Below are 18,258 nucleotides of genomic sequence, written 5' to 3' on the forward strand. Positions count from 1 at the left end.
GCAGCGACGCCCGCACCATAGTGGTGGATTCGCTAGCGCTAATCCACCCTAAAAATTCTTTTTTCCCGCAACCCGCCCCGCACATCACCTTTTCTATCCTTATTCAAAAATACTATATCTTGTATGGTTGATTATTTTATTACCCACATCTAGTATTCATATTCTCAACAACAGAGAGAATAAGAATCATGCGCATTACCATATACACTCGAAATGACTGTGTTCAGTGCCATGCCACCAAGCGGGCAATGGAAAGCCGTGGGTTCGATTTCGAGCTGATTAACCTCGATTTACACCCGGAAGCCGCTGATGATTTACGGGAAAAAGGTTTTCGCCAGTTGCCTGTTGTGGTCACTGAACAAGAGAGCTGGAGCGGATTCCGGCCGGATATGATCAACCGCCTGCGCTTACGAGTCACTGCATGAGCAACCTCGTCTACTTCTCCAGCACCTCGGAAAATACTCTGCGTTTTGTCGAACGCCTGGAATTACCCGCGCTGCGCATTCCGCTGGATTTCAAACAGCGGCTGATCGTTCCAGAACCTTATATTTTGATAGTGCCCAGCTATGGCGGTGGTGGAATTGCCGGTGCCGTACCGGCCCAGGTCATTCGTTTTTTAAATAATCCGACGAATCGCTCGTTACTGCGCGGTGTGATTGCCAGCGGTAATCGTAATTTCGGCGAAGGATTTTGCCGGGCGGGCGACGTGATAGCCCAGAAATGCCAGGTGCCGTATCTCTATCGTTTTGAGTTACTCGGCACCGAGCAAGATATTGAAAACGTGCGTAAGGGAGTCAACGAATTTTGGCAACGACAGAAGCTATCAGCGTAATGGCGACGGAAAGCGCGGATTATCACGCACTCAACGCCATGTTGAATCTTTATGATTCCGCAGGCCATATCCAGTTTGAGAAAGATAAGCTGGCGGTAGAGCAATTCTATAAACAACATGTGCTACCCCGTTCGCGCCAGTTTCCCCACCAGCAAGCTCGCCTCGACTACCTGGTGGCAGAAGGTTATTACGACAATACCGTGCTACAACGCTATGACAGCCGCTTTGTTGTCACGTTGTTTGAGAAGGCGCTCAACAGCGGTTTCCAGTTCCAGACATTCCTCGGCGCCTGGAAGTATTACACCAGCTACACACTGAAATCTTACGACGGTAAAGAGTATCTGGAACATTTCCCGGACCGTGTGTGCATGGTGGCGTTAACACTGGCGCAGGGTAACGAAAACCTCGCCACGCAATTGATGGATGAAATGCTCAGCGGCCGATTCCAGCCTGCCACGCCCACTTTTCTGAACTGTGGGAAAATGCAGCGCGGCGAACTGGTGTCCTGCTTCTTGCTGCGAATTGAAGACAATATGGAGTCGATTGGTCGCGCGGTAAATTCCGCATTGCAGCTTTCTAAGCGTGGCGGTGGCGTAGCTTTCCTGCTCTCCAATTTGCGTGAAGTTGGCGCGCCGATCAAACGCATCGAAAACCAGTCATCCGGTGTTATTCCGGTTATGAAAATGCTGGAAGATGCGTTTTCGTACGCCAACCAGCTCGGTGCGCGCCAGGGCGCAGGCGCGGTTTATCTTCACGCCCATCACCCGGATATTTTGCGTTTTCTCGACACCAAGCGCGAAAATGCTGATGAAAAAATTCGTATCAAATCGCTCTCGCTTGGCGTGGTGATCCCGGATATCACTTTCCAGTTGGCGAAAGATAACCAGCCGATGGCGTTGTTCTCGCCTTATGATGTCGAGCGTATTTACGGCAAGCCATTTGGTGATATTGCCGTCAGCGAACTTTACGAAGAAATGCTGTCGGACGAGCGTATTCGCAAGACCTTTATTAATGCGCGTGATTTCTTCCAGACACTGGCCGAGATCCAGTTTGAGTCCGGTTACCCGTACATCATGTTTGAAGACACGGTAAATCGCGCCAACCCGATTGCCGGGCGTATTAATATGAGCAACCTGTGTTCAGAGATTTTGCAGGTTAATAGCCCTTCTACTTACGACGAAAACCTCGATTACCAACAAACAGGTAAAGATATTTCCTGCAATCTCGGCTCACTGAATATCGCCCATACCATGGATTCCCCCGATTTTGGCGAGACTATCGAAGTCGCAATTCGCGGGCTAACAGCGGTATCCGATATGAGTCATATTCGCTCAGTACCGTCGATTGAAGCAGGAAACGCCGCGTCACACGCCATCGGCCTCGGCCAGATGAATTTACATGGTTATCTGGCGCGCGAAGGCATTGCTTACGGTTCGCCAGAGGGTCTGGATTTTACCAATTTCTATTTTTATACCGTGACCTGGCATGCAGTACACACATCAAATTTACTGGCACGAGAACGCAAACAGCGCTTCGCTGGTTTCGAGCAATCACGTTATGCGAATGGCGAATATTTCCGCCAGTATCTGCACGAAACATGGCAGCCAAAAACCGAGAAGGTGCGCGCGTTATTTGCCAAAGCTGGGGTCACCATTCCCACCCGCGAACAGTGGCAACAGTTGCGTGACGACGTAATGGAATACGGCCTGTATAACCAGAATTTGCAGGCTATCCCGCCGACGGGTTCCATCTCTTATATCAACCACGCAACATCAAGCATCCACCCGATAGTGTCGCGTATTGAGATTCGCAAAGAAGGCAAAATCGGGCGCGTTTATTATCCGGCTCCGTTTATGACTAACGACAACCTGGAGTTTTACCAGGATGCCTACGATATCGGCCCGGAAAAAATTATCGACACCTATGCGCAAGCCACTCGCCACGTTGATCAAGGTTTATCGCTGACGCTGTTTTTCCGCGATACCGCCACCACTCGTGACATTAATAAAGCGCAGATTTATGCCTGGAAAAAAGGCATCAAAACGCTTTATTACATTCGCTTGCGCCAGATGGCACTGGATGGAACGGAGGTGCAGGGCTGTGTGTCCTGCGCTTTATAAGGAGAAAACATGACTCAGTTAACCCGCGTAAGTGCCATCAACTGGAACAATATCGAGGATGAGAAAGATCTCGAAGTGTGGAATCGCCTGACCAGCAATTTCTGGTTGCCGGAGAAAATCCCACTGTCGAACGATATTCCGGCCTGGCAATCGCTCAGCGATGAAGAACAGCAACTGACTATCCGCGTGTTTACCGGGTTGACGTTACTGGACACTATTCAGAATACGGTTGGTGCGCCGGTATTAATGAATGATGCGATTACGCCGCATGAAGAAGCCGTTTTGTCTAACGTGAGCTTTATGGAAGCGGTGCACGCCCGCTCCTATAGCTCGATTTTCTCAACGCTTTGCCAGACTAAAGATGTTGATGCGGCGTATGCGTGGAGCGAAGAAAACCCGCCACTACAACGTAAGGCGCAAATTATCCTCGCTCATTACCACGCCGATGATCCATTGAAGAAGAAAATTGCCAGCGTATTTCTGGAGTCTTTTCTCTTCTATTCTGGATTTTATTTGCCGATGTACTGGTCGAGCCGCGGCAAATTAACTAACACGGCTGACCTGATTCGCCTGATTATTCGTGACGAAGCGGTGCACGGTTATTATATCGGTTACAAATTCCAGAAAGTGCTGGCGCAGCAAAGCATTGAGCGCCAGACCGAGCTGCAAAACTTTGCTCTCGATTTGCTGATGGATCTTTACGATAACGAAGTCGCTTATACCGATGCGCTTTACGGTGATGTGGGTTGGCAGGAAGAGGTGAAAGCCTTTCTTTGCTACAACGCGAATAAGGCGTTAATGAACCTGGGTTACAACGCGCTATTCCCGCCAGAAATGGCAGAGGTGAACCCAGCGATACTGGCAGCACTCTCCCCCAATGCGGACGAGAATCACGACTTTTTCTCGGGTTCTGGCTCATCGTATGTAATGGGGAAAGCGGTGGAAACAATCGATGAAGATTGGGATTTTTAAAACCTTCATACTTCGAGCCGCAGGTGCGTTGACTGCACCCGCGCACCCCAGTCACATAGTTATCTATGCTCCTGGGGACTTGCGGCTTTGTCGCCTTCCTTCAACTCGAATTATTTTGGTTTCTTATCGTAATTTATGCCAAATAAACCGCACATTTCTGGCGTTGATATTTTAATTAAATACTACAAAATTGCTGTTTACATTTTTGCCTGAATATCGCGCTATTCAGGCAAATTTCGCCTTCGCTTACAAAAAATATCATCTTTCTCTGATTTGCTCTCAGCCCTTTACTCATGGGAAATTCTGCCCACTCAAGCCGCGTGGATATTCGATATATCGGAAATCGAGGGTTGTCTCAGATTCTGAGTATGTTAGGGTATATGCAGTGAATATTTCCATCAGGAATTGTGTATAAATATATAAATACAGGAATAACTTTATTGCATGGCAATTAAACTTGAAGTGAAGAATTTATATAAGGTATTTGGTGAGCACCCACAGCGCGCATTTAAATATATTGAAAAGGGTATTTCAAAAGCTGAACTACTGGAAAAAACAGGGCTGTCGCTTGGCGTAAAAGACGCCAGTCTGGCAATTGAAGAAGGCGAGATTTTTGTCATCATGGGGTTATCGGGTTCCGGTAAATCCACCATGGTTCGCCTTCTCAATCGCCTGATTGAACCAACCCGTGGGCAGGTACTGATTGATGGCGTTGATATCGCCAAAATATCAGAATCAGAACTCCGCGAGGTTCGCAAAAGTAAGATCTCCATGGTATTCCAGTCATTTGCTTTGATGCCTCATATGACAGTGTTAAATAACACTGCCTTTGGCATGGAATTAGCGGGAATTCCGTTGAAAGAGCGTCAGGAAAAAGCACTGGATGCATTGCGTCAGGTTGGGCTTGAAAATTATTCCCACGCTTATCCTGATGAGCTTTCTGGCGGTATGCGCCAACGTGTTGGTTTAGCCCGTGCATTGGCAATTAATCCAGATATATTATTGATGGATGAAGCCTTCTCCGCACTCGATCCATTAATTCGTACTGAAATGCAGGATGAATTAATTAAATTACAGGCTAAACACCAACGTACCATTGTATTTATTTCCCACGATTTAGATGAAGCAATGCGTATTGGTGACCGAATTGCCATTATGCAAGGTGGTGAAGTAATACAGGTCGGCACACCGGATGAAATTCTCAATAATCCGGCAAATGATTATGTACGCACCTTCTTCCGCGGTGTGGATATTAGTCAGGTATTTAGCGCTAAAGATATTGCGCGCCGAAGCCCTGCTGGTCTGTTGCGTAAAACCGCCGGTTTTGGCCCTCGTTCTGCGCTGAAATTGCTGCAAGATGAAGACCGTGAATTCGGTTATGTCATCGAACGCGGGCAAAAATTCCTCGGTATTGTCTCGACCGACTCTCTTAAAGCCGCACTCGCTGCGGGCGAGGGTCTGGACACCGCTTACCTCGAAACGCCAGCGGCAGTTTCCGCTGATACATCTCTGAGCGAGTTGCTCACCCATGTCGGCCAGGCTCCGTGCGCGGTTCCGGTTATTGGGGAAGAGAGTCAGTACGTGGGTATCATCTCAAAAGGGGTGCTACTCCAGGCGTTAGATCGTGAAGGGGTAAGTCAATGAGTGAAGCAAATCCGTGGGATACCGGCAGTGCGGCTGCCGACACAACAACCAACCATGCCGCTGCAACTGCTGATGCGTGGGGAAGCCAGGCGGCATCCACGCCTGCTGCAAGTGGCAGTGCAGACTGGCTGAATTCAGCCCCTGCGCCACAGCCAGAACATTTTAATATTCTCGATCCGTTCCATAAGACGCTGATCCCGCTCGATAGCTGGGTAACTCACGGTATCGACTGGGTGGTGACGCACTTTCGCCCGGTGTTTCAGGGCATTCGCGTGCCAGTGGATTATATCCTCAGTGGCTTCCAGCATTTCTTGCTGGGGATGCCTGCACCAGTTGCCATCATCCTGTTTGCACTGATTGCCTGGCAGATGTCGAGCCTGGGTATGGGTATCGCAACGTTGATTTCACTGGTGGCGATTGGCGCGATTGGTGCCTGGTCACAAGCTATGGTGACGCTGGCGCTGGTGCTGACGGCCCTGATGTTCTGCATGATCATAGGCCTGCCGCTAGGGATATGGCTGGCACGCAGCGAACGGGCAGCAAAAATAATTCGCCCATTATTGGATGCGATGCAAACCACCCCAGCGTTTGTTTATCTGGTGCCAATCGTAATGCTGTTCGGTATCGGTAACGTGCCTGGCGTGGTGGTGACGATTATCTTTGCCCTGCCGCCAATTGTGCGCCTGACGATTCTCGGTATTAAGCAGGTGCCGGAAGATCTAATTGAAGCCTCGCGTTCGTTTGGCGCAAGCCCGCGCCAGATGCTGTTCAAGGTTCAGTTACCGTTGGCGATGCCGACCATTATGGCGGGCGTTAACCAGACACTGATGCTGGCACTTTCGATGGTGGTTATCGCCTCAATGATTGCCGTTGGTGGTCTGGGCCAGATGGTTCTGCGCGGTATTGGCCGCCTCGATATGGGTCTTGCGACCGTCGGCGGCGTCGGCATCGTGATACTGGCCATTATTCTCGACCGCTTAACTCAGTCCATTGGCCGCGATTCGCGCAGCCGTGGCAACCGCCGCTGGTTCAATACCGGCCCAATTGGTCTTTTGACCCGTCCCTTCATCAAATAAACATGATGGCGGCATTCGTGCCGCCTCACGCCCATCACCAAAACAGGAATAACGATGCGACACACGACTCTTTTCGCGACAGCTCTTGCCACACTCGTTACCACCAGCACTTTTGCCGCTGACTTGCCGGGTAAAGGCATTACGGTTCAGCCAATTCAAAGCACCATTTCTGAAGAATCCTTCCAGACACAGCTTGTCAGCCGTGCCCTTGAAAAACTGGGTTACACCGTAAATACGGCAAGCGAAGTGGATTACAACGTGGGTTACACCTCGATTGCTTCTGGCGATGCCACATTTACCGCAGTGAACTGGCAGCCACTGCATGACGATATGTATGCCGCTGCGGGTGGCAGTAACAAGTTTTATCGCGAAGGCACCTATGTGACCGGCGCGGCGCAGGGTTATCTCATTGATAAAAAGACCGCAGATAAATACCACATCACCAACGTTGAGCAGTTAAAAGATCCGAAGATTGCCAAACTGTTCGACAGCAACGACGATGGCAAAGCCGACATGATGGGTTGTACGCCGGGTTGGGGTTGTGAAGCGGTGATTAACCATCAGAACGAAGCCTATAAGCTGGCCGATACGGTAACGGTTAGCCACGGTAATTATTCAGCGATGATGGCGGATACCATTGCGCGTTACAAAGAAGGCAAACCGGTACTGTATTACACCTGGACGCCATACTGGGTGAGCGATGTGCTCAAACCGGGGAAAGATGTGGTGTGGTTGCAGGTGCCGTTCTCGTCCTTGCCGGGTGAGCAAAAGAACATCGACACCAAACTGCCGAACGGCGCGAACTATGGTTTCCCGGTGAACACCATGCATATCGTGGCAAACAAAGCCTGGGCCGAGAAAAACCCGCAGGCGGCGAAACTGTTTAGCCTGATGAAACTGCCGCTGGCGGATATCAATGCCGAGAATGCGATGATGCATAACGGTAAATCCTCAGAAGCGGATATTCAGGGTCACGTTGATGGCTGGATTAAAGCGCACCAGGCACAGTTTGATGGCTGGGTGAAAGAAGCATTAGCGACGAAGTAAAACTTGTTATGGCGGGAGATGCACATCACCCGCCAATTTCCTACCGCACAATCTAACCCCTGCTTGCCTCAATTTTCGCTATCATTCGCGACCTGTCATTACCAACCGAAGAATAAGAATGAAAAATACTCACCACGGACTCAGCCCCGCGCTCATCGTCCTGATGTCTATCGCCACGGGTCTGGCCGTTGCCAGCAACTACTACGCGCAACCGCTGCTCGATACCATCGCCAATGCGTTTTCCCTGTCGATTAACCAGGCCGGGTTTATTGTTACCGCCGCGCAGTTGGGCTACGCGGCGGGCTTGCTGCTTTTGGTGCCACTGGGCGATATGTTTGAACGCCGCAGTTTGATTGTGTTTATGACGCTGCTTGCCGCAGGCGGCATGGTGATCACCGCACTGAGCCAGACGCTGTGGGTGATGATTCTAGGCACCGCGCTAACCGGTTTGTTCTCGGTGGTCGCACAAATTCTGGTGCCGTTGGCGGCCACGCTCGCCGAGCCAGAAAAACGCGGCAAAGTCGTCGGCACGATTATGAGCGGGCTGCTGCTCGGCATCTTGCTGGCGCGAACCATTGCCGGGTTGTTGGCGAGTCTCGGCGGCTGGCGTACCGTTTACTGGGTTGCCAGTGTGCTCATGGTTTTGATGGCTTTAGCCCTGTGGCGCGGCTTGCCGAAAGTGAAGACTGAAACGCATCTGAATTATCCCCAATTACTCTCTTCCGTATTCGGCCTTTTTATCAAAAACCCGCTGCTGCGAACGCGTGCGCTGTTGGGCTGCCTGACGTTTGCCAACTTCAGCATTCTGTGGACGTCGATGGCATTTTTATTGGCTTCGCCACCGTTTAACTTCTCTGAAGCTACGATTGGCCTGTTCGGCCTGGCGGGTGCCGCGGGTGCGCTGGGCGCTCGTCCAGCTGGCGGGTTTGCCGACAAAGGCAAAGCGCATCTCACCACCACAATTGGCCTGGTGCTGCTACTGCTGTCGTGGATTGCTGTCGCCATGGGTCAGTTCTCTGTGATAGCACTTATCGTCGGGATTCTGGTGCTGGATTTAACGGTTCAGGGTGTGCATATCACTAATCAAACCGTTATTTATCGCATGATGCCGGATGCACGAAATCGCCTGACAGCCGGTTACATGACTAGCTACTTTATTGGTGGTGCCGCAGGTTCAGTTATTTCTGCCAGTGCTTATCAACATGCTGGATGGAATGGCGTTTGCGCGGCAGGTGCCATCATCGCCCTACTAAATTTAGTAGTGTGGTGGCGTGGCTATCACCGTCAGCCGTGATGGCACTAATCCTTTACATTCCCCTTGAATAATTTGGGGTATTAAGGGTCGTACCAGTCTGTTAAGGTTATCCCTGTTTGTTCATTCGAGTGACATTAACGTCAGAAATAGATAAATAGTTAATATGGATAGTCCTGCAGAAGTTCCATTAAATAATAATCAAAACGATGCTACCTGGGCTGAAGGGCTGAAAGACAGTTTACCGATTGTCATCAGTTATATCCCGGTAGCATTTGCGTTTGGGCTGAATGCCACAAAGCTAGGATTTACCCCATTCGAAAGTCTATTTTTCTCCTGCATTATTTATGCAGGCGCTAGCCAGTTTGTTATTACCGCATTACTGGCTGCGGGTAGCTCACTCTGGGTTGCAGCATTAACAGTAATGGCAATGGATGTGCGCCACGTCTTATACGGCCCTTCCCTGCGCCAACGAATCACTCGCCAGCTAAGTAAACCTAAAACCGCGATTTGGGCCTTTGGCCTGACCGACGAAGTGTTTGCTGCCGCAACAGCGAAACTGGTCCGTGATAATCGTCGCTGGAGCGAAAACTGGATGATCGGCATCGCATTCAGTTCGTGGTTTTCATGGATATTGGGCACCGCGTTAGGTTCATGGTCTGGTAATGGTTTGCTGGATAAATTTCCGGCGGTAGAAGCAGCGTTAGGCTTTATGCTGCCTGCCCTATTCCTGAGCTTCTTGCTGGCGTCATTCCAGCGTAAGCAATCCTGGACTGTTACCGCATCGCTTGCAGGCGCGCTGTTGGGCGTCACGCTGGTTTCGATTCCAGCGGCCATCCTCGCAGGCATTGTCTGTGGCTGTCTGGCGGCACTGATTCAGGCGTTTTATCAAGGAGAACCGGGATGAGTACACAAGTACTTTTGCTGGGTCTGCTGGTCGGGCTTGCCAACTATCTATTCCGCTATTTACCTCTGCGTATTAGGGCAAATTCGACACGCCCAGCCAAACGTGGTGCGACTGGCGTACTGCTCGATAGCATTGGTATCGCGTCAATTTGCGCTCTGCTGGTGGTCTCAAGTGTGCCTGAGATCATGCATGATGCGCAGCGTCTGGTCCCGACGTTAATGGGCTTTATCATTCTCGGGCTGAGTTATTACAAGACTCGCAGCATTATTATCCCGACGTTATTAAGTGCTCTGGGTTATGGATTAACCTGGAAACTCATGATGGTGATCGCCGTCTGACGATAAAAAACGTATAAACAATACATTTACTTTATTTGTCACCATCGTTATTATATCGACCGCAACTAATGAGGTTATGCCAAAATGGATAGTTCGTTTACGCCCATTGAACAAATGCTAAAATTTCGCGCCAAACGCTACGAGGAATTCCCATATCAGGAAGTTCTGCTGACGCGCCTGTGCATGCACATGCAGGGCAAGCTTTTGGAAAACCGCAATAAAATGCTGAAAGCTCAGGGCATTAACGAGACGCTATTTATGGCGTTGATCACTCTTGAATCACAGGAAAGCCACAGTATTCAGCCTTCAGAATTGAGCTGTGCTTTGGGTTCTTCCCGTACCAATGCGACCCGTATTGCCGATGAGCTGGAAAAGCGTGGCTGGATCGAACGCCGTGAAAGCGATAACGATCGCCGCTGCCTGCATCTGCATTTGACCGAAAAAGGTCAGGAATTCATACGTCAGGTGTTACCGCCGCAACACCACTGCCTGCATGAGCTGTGGTCTGCGCTGAGCGGTACGGAGAAAGAGCAGTTGGAAAATATTACCCGCAAACTGCTGACCCGCCTTGATGAAATGGACGAAAACCAGACTGTACTTGAAGCCGTGCGCTAAGTGCTGTCATCGCGTGAAATCGTAATACCCCAAAAAAGATGAATACCGACAGGCCAGCAACTTACCTTGCTGGCCTGTTGGGTCTAACAGGTCGGCTCAGCCGATCACTATAATAAAAAAGTGTGGAGATAAGCATGAGCGCACATGCGGAGACTCAAACCCCGCAACAGCCGGGTAACAAGAAAGGCAAACGTAAAGGTGCCTTACTTGTATTGACCCTGCTGTTTGTAATTATTGCTGTGGCATATGGGATTTATTGGTTTTTGGTGTTACGTCACTACGAAAATACGGATGATGCGTATGTGGCCGGTAATCAGGTACAGATAATGTCCCAGGTTTCCGGAAGCGTAACCAAAGTTTGGGCTGAAAATACCGACTTCGTTAAACAGGGCGATGTTCTGGTGACGTTAGACCAGGCTGACGCTGAGCAAGCTTTTGAGCAGGCACAAACCGTGTTGGCTTCAAGCGTGCGCCAGACACGTCAGTTAATGATTAATAGTAAGCAGTTGCAGGCCAATATTGCGCTGCAAAAGACTTCGCTTGCTCAAGCTCAAAGCGACCTTAATCGCCGTGTACCTTTGGGTAACGCAAACCTGATTGGCCGTGAAGAATTGCAACACGCCCGAGATGCCGTCGCGACGGCTCAAGCGCAACTGGATGTTGCCATTCAACAATATAATGCAAACCAGGCCATGGTTCTGGGTAGCAAACTTGAAGAACAGCCAAGTGTTAAACAAGCGGCTGCCGAGTTGCGTAACGCATGGATGGCGCTAGCCCGCACCAAAATTGTCAGCCCAATGACCGGCTATGTTTCACGCCGCGTTGTTCAGGTTGGTGCGCAAATTAGCCCAACAACTCCTCTGATGGCTATCGTGCCAGCAAGTGGTTTGTGGGTAGATGCGAACTTTAAAGAGACGCAGCTTGCGCATATACGTATCGGCCAACCTGCAACGGTGGTCAGTGATATTTACGGCGACAAAATTGAATACACTGGCAAGGTCGTAGGCCTGGACATGGGTACCGGCAGCGCGTTTTCACTGCTCCCGGCACAAAACGCTACCGGCAACTGGATCAAAGTCGTTCAGCGCCTGCCAGTACGTATTGAGCTTGATGCGAAACAACTTCAAGAACACCCGCTACGTATTGGCTTGTCCACATTAGTTACCGTGGATACCAGCAACCGTGAAGGTAGTATTCTGGCTAACGAGACTCGTCACTCTCCGGTGTATGAAAGTAATGCACGCGAACTCAACCTGGCACCTGCTAACGAGCTGATTAATAACATCATCCAGGCCAATGCGGGTTAACAAAGCGGAGGTTGTATGGCACAACAAAAACCGCTAGAAGGGGCACCGCTGGTCATCATGACCATCGCCTTGTCATTGGCGACCTTTATGCAGGTGCTGGATTCTACCATCGCCAACGTGGCCATTCCGACCATTGCCGGTAACCTTGGCTCATCTCTGAGCCAGGGGACCTGGGTTATCACTTCATTTGGGGTGGCCAACGCCATCTCAATTCCTATCACCGGGTGGCTTGCTAAGCGCTTTGGTGAAGTGAAGTTGTTTATGTGGTCGACGATTCTCTTCGTGTTGGCTTCATGGGCTTGCGGCGTGTCCAAAAGTCTGGAGATGCTGATCTTCTTCCGCGTTATCCAGGGGATCGTTGCCGGGCCATTGATTCCGCTGTCACAAAGTCTGCTGCTCAATAACTACCCGCCTGCTAAGCGAAGTATCGCGCTGGCGCTGTGGTCGATGACGGTCATCGTGGCACCGATTTGTGGGCCAATTCTCGGTGGCTTTATCAGTGATAACTACCACTGGGGTTGGATCTTCTTTATCAACGTGCCCATCGGGGCGGTGGTCGTTCTGCTGACGATGCAAACCTTGCGTGGGCGTGAAACCAAAACCGAGCAGCGCCGTATTGATGCCATCGGCCTTGCGCTGTTGGTGGTGGGTATTGGTAGCCTGCAAATCATGCTCGACCGCGGTAAAGAGCTGGATTGGTTTAACTCAACAGAAGTGGTCGTTCTGACAATCGTCGCGGTGGTGACGATAAGTTTCTTGATTGTCTGGGAGCTAACGGACGACAACCCGATAGTCGACTTGTCGTTGTTTAAGTCGCGAAACTTCACCATTGGTTGCTTGTGTATCAGTCTCGCCTACATGCTCTACTTCGGCGCAATTGTGTTGCTGCCGCAGCTATTGCAGGAGGTATATGGCTACACGGCAACCTGGGCAGGTCTGGCATCGGCACCGGTCGGGCTTCTTCCTGTGCTGCTGTCGCCGATTATCGGGCGTTTTGCTCATAAGCTCGATATGCGAAGGCTGGTGACATTCAGCTTTATTATGTACGCCGTCTGTTTCTACTGGCGTGCATATACCTTCGAGCCGGGGATGGATTTCGGCGCATCGGCCTGGCCGCAGTTTATTCAGGGCTTCGCTGTGGCATGTTTCTTTATGCCACTGACGACAATTACACTTTCCGGGTTGCCGCCTGAGCGTATGGCCGCTGCATCGAGTTTGTCGAACTTTACCCGAACCCTTGCCGGTTCGATTGGTACGTCGATAACCACGACGCTCTGGACTAACCGCGAGGCGTTACACCACGCGCAGTTAACGGAGTCCGTTTCACCGTTTAACCCAAATGCGCAGGAGATGTATTCAAAACTGGAAAATCTGGGGATGTCACCGCAACAAGCCTCTGGCTATATTGCGCAGCAGATCACCAATCAGGGGCTGATTATCTCAGCCAATGAGATTTTCTGGGTTTCTGCAGGAATATTTATTCTATTGCTGGGTTTAATCTGGTTTGCCAGACCACCGTTTGGTGCCGGTGGTGGCGGCGGCGGAGCGCACTAAGTCAGAAATACTAAAGGGGCCGATTGGCCCCTTTTTGCTATTGGCGCTTACGCCTAATCAGAACTAGATATGCAGCTCTTTGAGTGTCTCTTTCGGCAGAGCCAACTCTTCATTGCTGTTTACGCTTACGCCATGCTCAAGGATATGACGGGCGATATCCTGTGCTTCTTCCAGCGAGTGCATGTGGTAAGTGCCACACTGGTAAACATTCAGCTCAGGGATCTGGTTTTGCTCTTTCACCTTCAACACATCTTCCATTGCCGCTTTCCATGCATCAGCAACGCGAGTCTCTTCAGGTACACCAATCAAGCTCATGTAGAAGCCCGTACGGCAGCCCATTGGCGAAATATCAATAATCTCTACGCCATTCCCATTCAGGTGGTCACGCATAAAACCAGCAAACAGGTGTTCAAGAGTATGAATCCCTTTTTCTGGCATCACTTCCTTGTTCGGGATGCAAAAACGCAGATCAAATACAGTGATAGTATCGCCATGAGGCGTATGCATCGTTTTCGCTACACGCACTGCTGGTGCGTCCATGCGGGTATGGTCAACTGTGAAGCTATCCAACAACGGCATCTGATCACCTCCGATAAGTGATTTTTTTTAAAAATAAAATGAACCATTCTTTCTCACACTACTCTGAGTATATGAAAGACGCGCATTTGTTATCATCATCCCTGATTCAGAGATGTATATTTTGGCCACACTGATTGTGGCCTTTTTCTTTTCTACTAAGCGTGTTTCTCAAGCCACACATCAAACGGCTCGGTATCACTGGCTTCGATATCTCGCTGGCGCTGCCATGAAGCATCATGTTCTTTCTGCAACACGTCTTCGGTCAAAATCTCCAGCGGCTCTTGTACCAAAATCTGACGATATTGCTCAGCAAGGGCAAGACCTGTACCGCCGATACCATTATCAATCATAGACCGCAGAATACGTGCTGAGTACGTTAATTCTGGATCGTCGAAGCAGGCAACCAGTTGGTCACACACATCCTGATATTCACTATTCCCGGCGATGCCATCGAGCGTTTCGGCAACACGGCGTAAATCTGTGAACAAATCTTTGCCCACTTTAGCCAACGGATGCTGAGCAGTTTCACAACCGATACCCAGCGTCAGGCCCGGCTTGCGCCCTTCCAGAATCACACGATTCCAGTTTGTGCGGGTGCAAAGCAATTCGTCGCTGCTCATTTCAGGCGCGTCAGCCAGCACACACCAAATCATGAACAGGTCGAGGAAACGAACCTGCTGCTCATCAACACCAATTGGTGAGAACGGATTGATATCAAGTGAACGCACTTCAATATATTCAATCCCGCCGCGCATCAATGCATCAGAAGGCGACTCGCCAGGCCCTGTAACGCGTTTAGGGCGAATAGGTGCATAGAGTTCATTTTCAATTTGCAGCACGTTGGTGTTGATTTGAAGGCGCTTGCCATCTTTCTCAACGCCCATCTGCGCATACTCTTCCGATGGCGTTTTAATCGCGCGCTTCAACCCGGCGACATAAGTCTCCAGATTGTTAAACGTAATACCAAGGTTACTCTGGGATTTATTGGTGTAGCCCAGGTCGCTCAGTCGCAATGAAGTCGCATATGGCAGGTAATTCATGCCACATTCGGTCTTTTCAAATGGCAGTGCGCTCTCTTTCCCTTGCAGGAAGGAGGAGCAAATCGCCGGCGATGCCCCGAACAAATATGGGATAACCCAACCAAAACGGTAATAGTTACGAATCAGGCGGAAGTACCCGGCGGAAATCGCTTCTTTGCCGCTTTCAGCATCTTCAACACCCAGACGCGCCTTCCAGAACTCTAGCGGCAGCGAAAAGTTGTAGTGCACGCCCGAAATAGTCTGCATCAACGCACCGTAACGGTTTTTCAGACCTTCACGGTATAACGTTTTAAAACGCCCGTTGTTGGACGAGCCATACTGCGCCAGCTCGATATTCTGACCATCGTTGATATAACACGGCATGCTAAGCGGCCACATACGCTCATCACCCAGTTCACGGGCTGTATGGCGATGGAGATCGCGCATGAATGTCAGCATATGGTCGATATCACCATCAACTGGAGTAATAAACTCCAGTAGCGCTTCCGCGAAATCAGTAGTAATCCATTTGTGTGTCAGCGCTGAACCAAGGCTTTCCGGGTGGCCTGTTGTTGCCAACTGACCATCTGGTGTGACTCGCAGCGTTTCACGCTCAAGACCACGACAAATACCTTTAACTGCCTGAGGATGCTGTTCCAGCCAGGCCAGCGCCTGTGATACGTTCGGGATCAAATTGACCTCCCGCCTGTCGAATTCATTTTTATTAAGCATAATTGTTTTAAATGGCGATGATAATTATACCCTTTAGATTTCGAGCTGCAGGAAGGCGGCAAGAGAGCAAATCCCCAGGAGCTTACTTGAGTAAGTAAGTGGGGTTTGCGATTACAGCCAACACATCTGCAGCTTGAAAGATAACGGGTATTTCAGTCCATGCAATTAGTGCCACCACGCGATGCCCTGTACCGTTGCAGCCGCTACAACGATATAGCGAAGCGCTTTACCAAGGCATAAAAAAAAGATTACCGGTCCCCAGCTCATTCGTAATAAGCCAGCTAACAGGCACAGTAGATCGCCAACTAACGGCATCCAACTGAGTAATAATGTTGCCGGGCCGAAACGTACCAGCCAGCCAGTTGCTTTCCCATGCCAGCGCGATTGTTCCCGCAATGGAAAAAAGCGCCCCAGAATAACGTTAGTTAAGCCACCAAGGCTATTACCCATTGTTGCTATTAAGATGAGTAACCAGGTTGGGCCAGAGCCTGCAACTAATAGTGCTACCAGCACCACTTCGGAACTTCCTGGCAATAACGTAGCGCTTAGAAAGCTACTGGTAAATAATGAAAAAAGTGATAGTCCTTCACTCACAGCAAACGGACGTCCACGCCATCCATTCCCGCCGCTCTTGCAGCTTCCAGGCCAAAATCTGCATCTTCAAACACCACACATTTATTTGGTGCGACGCCCATTAATTCAGCGCACAGCAAAAAAGTATCGGGAGCGGGTTTGTGATTTTTGACATGGTCTGCGGCAACAACAGCTGAGAAATACTGCCGTAAGCCTAAATGGTTGAGCAGCGCTTCGGCGATATCGCTTTCACTGCCCGTACCTACAGCCATAGGGCGACGCCCATGCCAGGATTTGACAACATCAATGAGGGGAAGTGGGCGCACCGTATCAAGAAGCATAGCTCTCACAGCTTGCGTCTTTTCTTGCGCCAGGCGATGAGGGTCAAGATCTGCACGATTGAGTTCGATAATTGCCTGTGCAATACGCCAGGTAGGTGAACCATTCAACGCAACCATTGCTTGTTCATCGAATTGCATGCCATAGCCTGCCAGCGTCTCACGCCACGCCTTGCGATGTGTAGGTTCGGTATCGAGGATGGTTCCGTCCATATCGAAAATTAGACCTTCGTAACGTTCGTACATCTCATCCCTCACATCACTCAATATTGAGGCGTTACTTTATCGTAAACCAATAATATTGTCGCTTATTTGTAATTGAGATAGTTCAGAAGGTGACTAATGGGTTTGTAGGGTGTTACAGGAGAGTTTAAGAATGACTTCAGGCAAATTAAAACGGGGGGAAGAATGGTGCACCCAGGAAGATTACTCGCCGAAGGCTCGCCCTTCGGGCCGTTGCTGAAGCAACGTTATCTTCCCTTGTGCTTGCTGAGAAATCGAATTTCTCTGAAGCGCTACCATTGCTGGTATTTGGGAGAAATATGGTGCACCCAGGAAGATTCGAACTTCCGACCGCTCGGTTCGTAGCCGAGTACTCTATCCAGCTGAGCTATGGGTGCATCGGGTTACTGCTTTTGACTTCTGACTCGATATTACTGAACTTGCCGTAACATCGAAGAAGAATGGTGCACCCAGGAAGATTCGAACTTCCGACCGCTCGGTTCGTAGCCGAGTACTCTATCCAGCTGAGCTATGGGTGCATCGGGGTATTACTTTACTGCTGATTCAATGTCGTTGAACTTACTACAACATCGAAGAAGAATGGTGCACCCAGGAAGATTCGAACTTCCGACCGCTCGGTTCGTAGCCGAGTACTCTATCCAGCTGAGCTATGGGTGCACAGGATTACTTCTTTTACTGCTGACTTAATGCTGTTTGTTGTTCTAAACAACATCAAACTAGATGGTGCATCCGGAGAGTTACTCACGGTGCTCGCCCAAACGGGCCGTTGCTAAAGCAACGTTTTTCTCCCTGTCGCTCCTTAAGAAATTAACTTTCTTTGGAACACTACCGGCGCAAAATGGTAGTAGGAAGAATGGTGCACCCAGGAAGATTCGAACTTCCGACCGCTCGGTTCGTAGCCGAGTACTCTATCCAGCTGAGCTATGGGTGCAAAATGGCGGTGAGGCGGGGATTCGAACCCCGGATGCAGCTTTTGACCGCATACTCCCTTAGCAGGGGAGCGCCTTCAGCCTCTCGGCCACCTCACCACACGCCTCTTTCGAGGTGTACCGTTGAACTTGTTTCTGCTCATCGGCACTGCGTGGCGCACATATTACTTTCCTGCACTTA

The 18,258-nt window shown here is 50.1% G+C and carries 17 protein-coding genes and 5 tRNA genes; 13 read left to right on the forward strand and 9 right to left on the reverse strand.

The window, feature by feature from the left end; genetic code table 11:
- Positions 1 to 188 precede the first annotated feature (188 nt).
- The 13 genes from nrdH to emrB all read left to right on the forward strand — a co-directional run bounded on the left by nrdH (position 189) and on the right by emrB (position 13,664).
- Complete coding sequence (gene nrdH, locus LVQ76_RS15925; protein WP_232922040.1) at positions 189 to 425, forward strand: glutaredoxin-like protein NrdH; 237 nt, start codon at positions 189 to 191, stop codon at positions 423 to 425.
- Positions 422 to 832, forward strand: a complete 411-nt coding sequence (nrdI, locus tag LVQ76_RS15930) for a class Ib ribonucleoside-diphosphate reductase assembly flavoprotein NrdI (protein ID WP_232922041.1) — start codon at positions 422 to 424, stop codon at positions 830 to 832. Before nrdH ends, nrdI begins: the two co-directional genes overlap by 4 nt.
- Positions 805 to 2,952: a class 1b ribonucleoside-diphosphate reductase subunit alpha gene (gene nrdE, locus LVQ76_RS15935; protein WP_232922042.1), complete on the forward strand. Its 2,148-nt coding sequence runs from the start codon at positions 805 to 807 to the stop codon at positions 2,950 to 2,952. Before nrdI ends, nrdE begins: the two co-directional genes overlap by 28 nt.
- A gap of 9 nt (positions 2,953 to 2,961) precedes the next feature.
- Entirely contained in the window at positions 2,962 to 3,924 is a 963-nt protein-coding gene (gene nrdF, locus LVQ76_RS15940; protein ID WP_232866626.1) for a class 1b ribonucleoside-diphosphate reductase subunit beta, read from the forward strand.
- A gap of 444 nt (positions 3,925 to 4,368) precedes the next feature.
- Positions 4,369 to 5,568 carry a glycine betaine/L-proline ABC transporter ATP-binding protein ProV gene (proV, locus tag LVQ76_RS15945; protein WP_232866624.1) on the forward strand — a complete coding sequence of 400 codons (1,200 nt, stop codon included), beginning with the start codon at positions 4,369 to 4,371 and terminating at the stop codon, positions 5,566 to 5,568.
- On the forward strand, positions 5,565 to 6,644 hold the full coding sequence (proW, locus tag LVQ76_RS15950; RefSeq protein ID WP_064513270.1) for a glycine betaine/L-proline ABC transporter permease ProW: 1,080 nt from the start codon (positions 5,565 to 5,567) through the stop codon (positions 6,642 to 6,644). The genes proV and proW overlap by 4 nt, the downstream gene beginning before the upstream one ends.
- 54 nt (positions 6,645 to 6,698) lie before the next feature.
- Positions 6,699 to 7,691, forward strand: a complete 993-nt coding sequence (proX, locus tag LVQ76_RS15955) for a glycine betaine/L-proline ABC transporter substrate-binding protein ProX (RefSeq protein ID WP_151995079.1) — start codon at positions 6,699 to 6,701, stop codon at positions 7,689 to 7,691.
- A gap of 118 nt (positions 7,692 to 7,809) precedes the next feature.
- Positions 7,810 to 8,985, forward strand: a complete 1,176-nt coding sequence (locus LVQ76_RS15960; protein WP_151995078.1) for an MFS transporter — start codon at positions 7,810 to 7,812, stop codon at positions 8,983 to 8,985.
- Between the two features lie 124 nt (positions 8,986 to 9,109).
- Complete coding sequence (locus LVQ76_RS15965; protein ID WP_151995077.1) at positions 9,110 to 9,850, forward strand: AzlC family ABC transporter permease; 741 nt, start codon at positions 9,110 to 9,112, stop codon at positions 9,848 to 9,850.
- Positions 9,847 to 10,188 (forward strand): L-valine transporter subunit YgaH, encoded by a 342-nt coding sequence (gene ygaH, locus LVQ76_RS15970; protein ID WP_232866616.1) that lies wholly within the window; start codon positions 9,847 to 9,849, stop codon positions 10,186 to 10,188. Before LVQ76_RS15965 ends, ygaH begins: the two co-directional genes overlap by 4 nt.
- An 84-nt stretch (positions 10,189 to 10,272) precedes the next feature.
- Positions 10,273 to 10,803 (forward strand): transcriptional repressor MprA, encoded by a 531-nt coding sequence (gene mprA / locus LVQ76_RS15975; RefSeq protein ID WP_151995075.1) that lies wholly within the window; start codon positions 10,273 to 10,275, stop codon positions 10,801 to 10,803.
- A 134-nt stretch (positions 10,804 to 10,937) separates the two neighbouring features.
- On the forward strand, positions 10,938 to 12,110 hold the full coding sequence (emrA, locus tag LVQ76_RS15980; RefSeq protein ID WP_151995074.1) for a multidrug efflux MFS transporter periplasmic adaptor subunit EmrA: 1,173 nt from the start codon (positions 10,938 to 10,940) through the stop codon (positions 12,108 to 12,110).
- Between the two features lie 15 nt (positions 12,111 to 12,125).
- Positions 12,126 to 13,664 carry a multidrug efflux MFS transporter permease subunit EmrB gene (emrB, locus tag LVQ76_RS15985; protein ID WP_232866611.1) on the forward strand — a complete coding sequence of 513 codons (1,539 nt, stop codon included), beginning with the start codon at positions 12,126 to 12,128 and terminating at the stop codon, positions 13,662 to 13,664.
- Between the two features lie 63 nt (positions 13,665 to 13,727).
- On the opposite strand, the gene luxS is transcribed toward emrB, so the two are convergent.
- From luxS to LVQ76_RS16030, 9 genes are all read right to left on the reverse strand, one after another.
- Positions 13,728 to 14,243, reverse strand: coding sequence for an S-ribosylhomocysteine lyase (luxS, locus tag LVQ76_RS15990; protein WP_232922043.1), 516 nt, complete (start codon positions 14,241 to 14,243; stop codon positions 13,728 to 13,730).
- 155 nt (positions 14,244 to 14,398) lie between these two features.
- Complete coding sequence (gene gshA, locus LVQ76_RS15995) at positions 14,399 to 15,955, reverse strand: glutamate--cysteine ligase (protein WP_151995072.1); 1,557 nt, start codon at positions 15,953 to 15,955, stop codon at positions 14,399 to 14,401.
- 204 nt (positions 15,956 to 16,159) lie between these two features.
- Positions 16,160 to 16,588, reverse strand: coding sequence for a YqaA family protein (locus LVQ76_RS16000; RefSeq protein ID WP_232865708.1), 429 nt, complete (start codon positions 16,586 to 16,588; stop codon positions 16,160 to 16,162).
- Positions 16,585 to 17,151, reverse strand: a complete 567-nt coding sequence (yqaB, locus tag LVQ76_RS16005) for a fructose-1-phosphate/6-phosphogluconate phosphatase (protein ID WP_034457436.1) — start codon at positions 17,149 to 17,151, stop codon at positions 16,585 to 16,587. Before yqaB ends, LVQ76_RS16000 begins: the two co-directional genes overlap by 4 nt.
- 297 nt (positions 17,152 to 17,448) lie before the next feature.
- Positions 17,449 to 17,525: transfer RNA gene (locus tag LVQ76_RS16010), tRNA-Arg, on the reverse strand.
- A gap of 64 nt (positions 17,526 to 17,589) precedes the next feature.
- A tRNA-Arg gene (locus LVQ76_RS16015) sits at positions 17,590 to 17,666 on the reverse strand.
- 62 nt (positions 17,667 to 17,728) lie between these two features.
- Positions 17,729 to 17,805, reverse strand: a tRNA-Arg gene (locus LVQ76_RS16020).
- A gap of 197 nt (positions 17,806 to 18,002) precedes the next feature.
- A tRNA-Arg gene (locus LVQ76_RS16025) sits at positions 18,003 to 18,079 on the reverse strand.
- Between the two features lie 4 nt (positions 18,080 to 18,083).
- Positions 18,084 to 18,176, reverse strand: a tRNA-Ser gene (locus tag LVQ76_RS16030).
- Positions 18,177 to 18,258 lie beyond the last annotated feature (82 nt).

Origin of the sequence: Buttiauxella cochleicola (genome assembly GCF_021283185.1) — a bacterium.
Classification (GTDB): Bacteria; Pseudomonadota; Gammaproteobacteria; order Enterobacterales; family Enterobacteriaceae; genus Buttiauxella; species Buttiauxella massiliensis.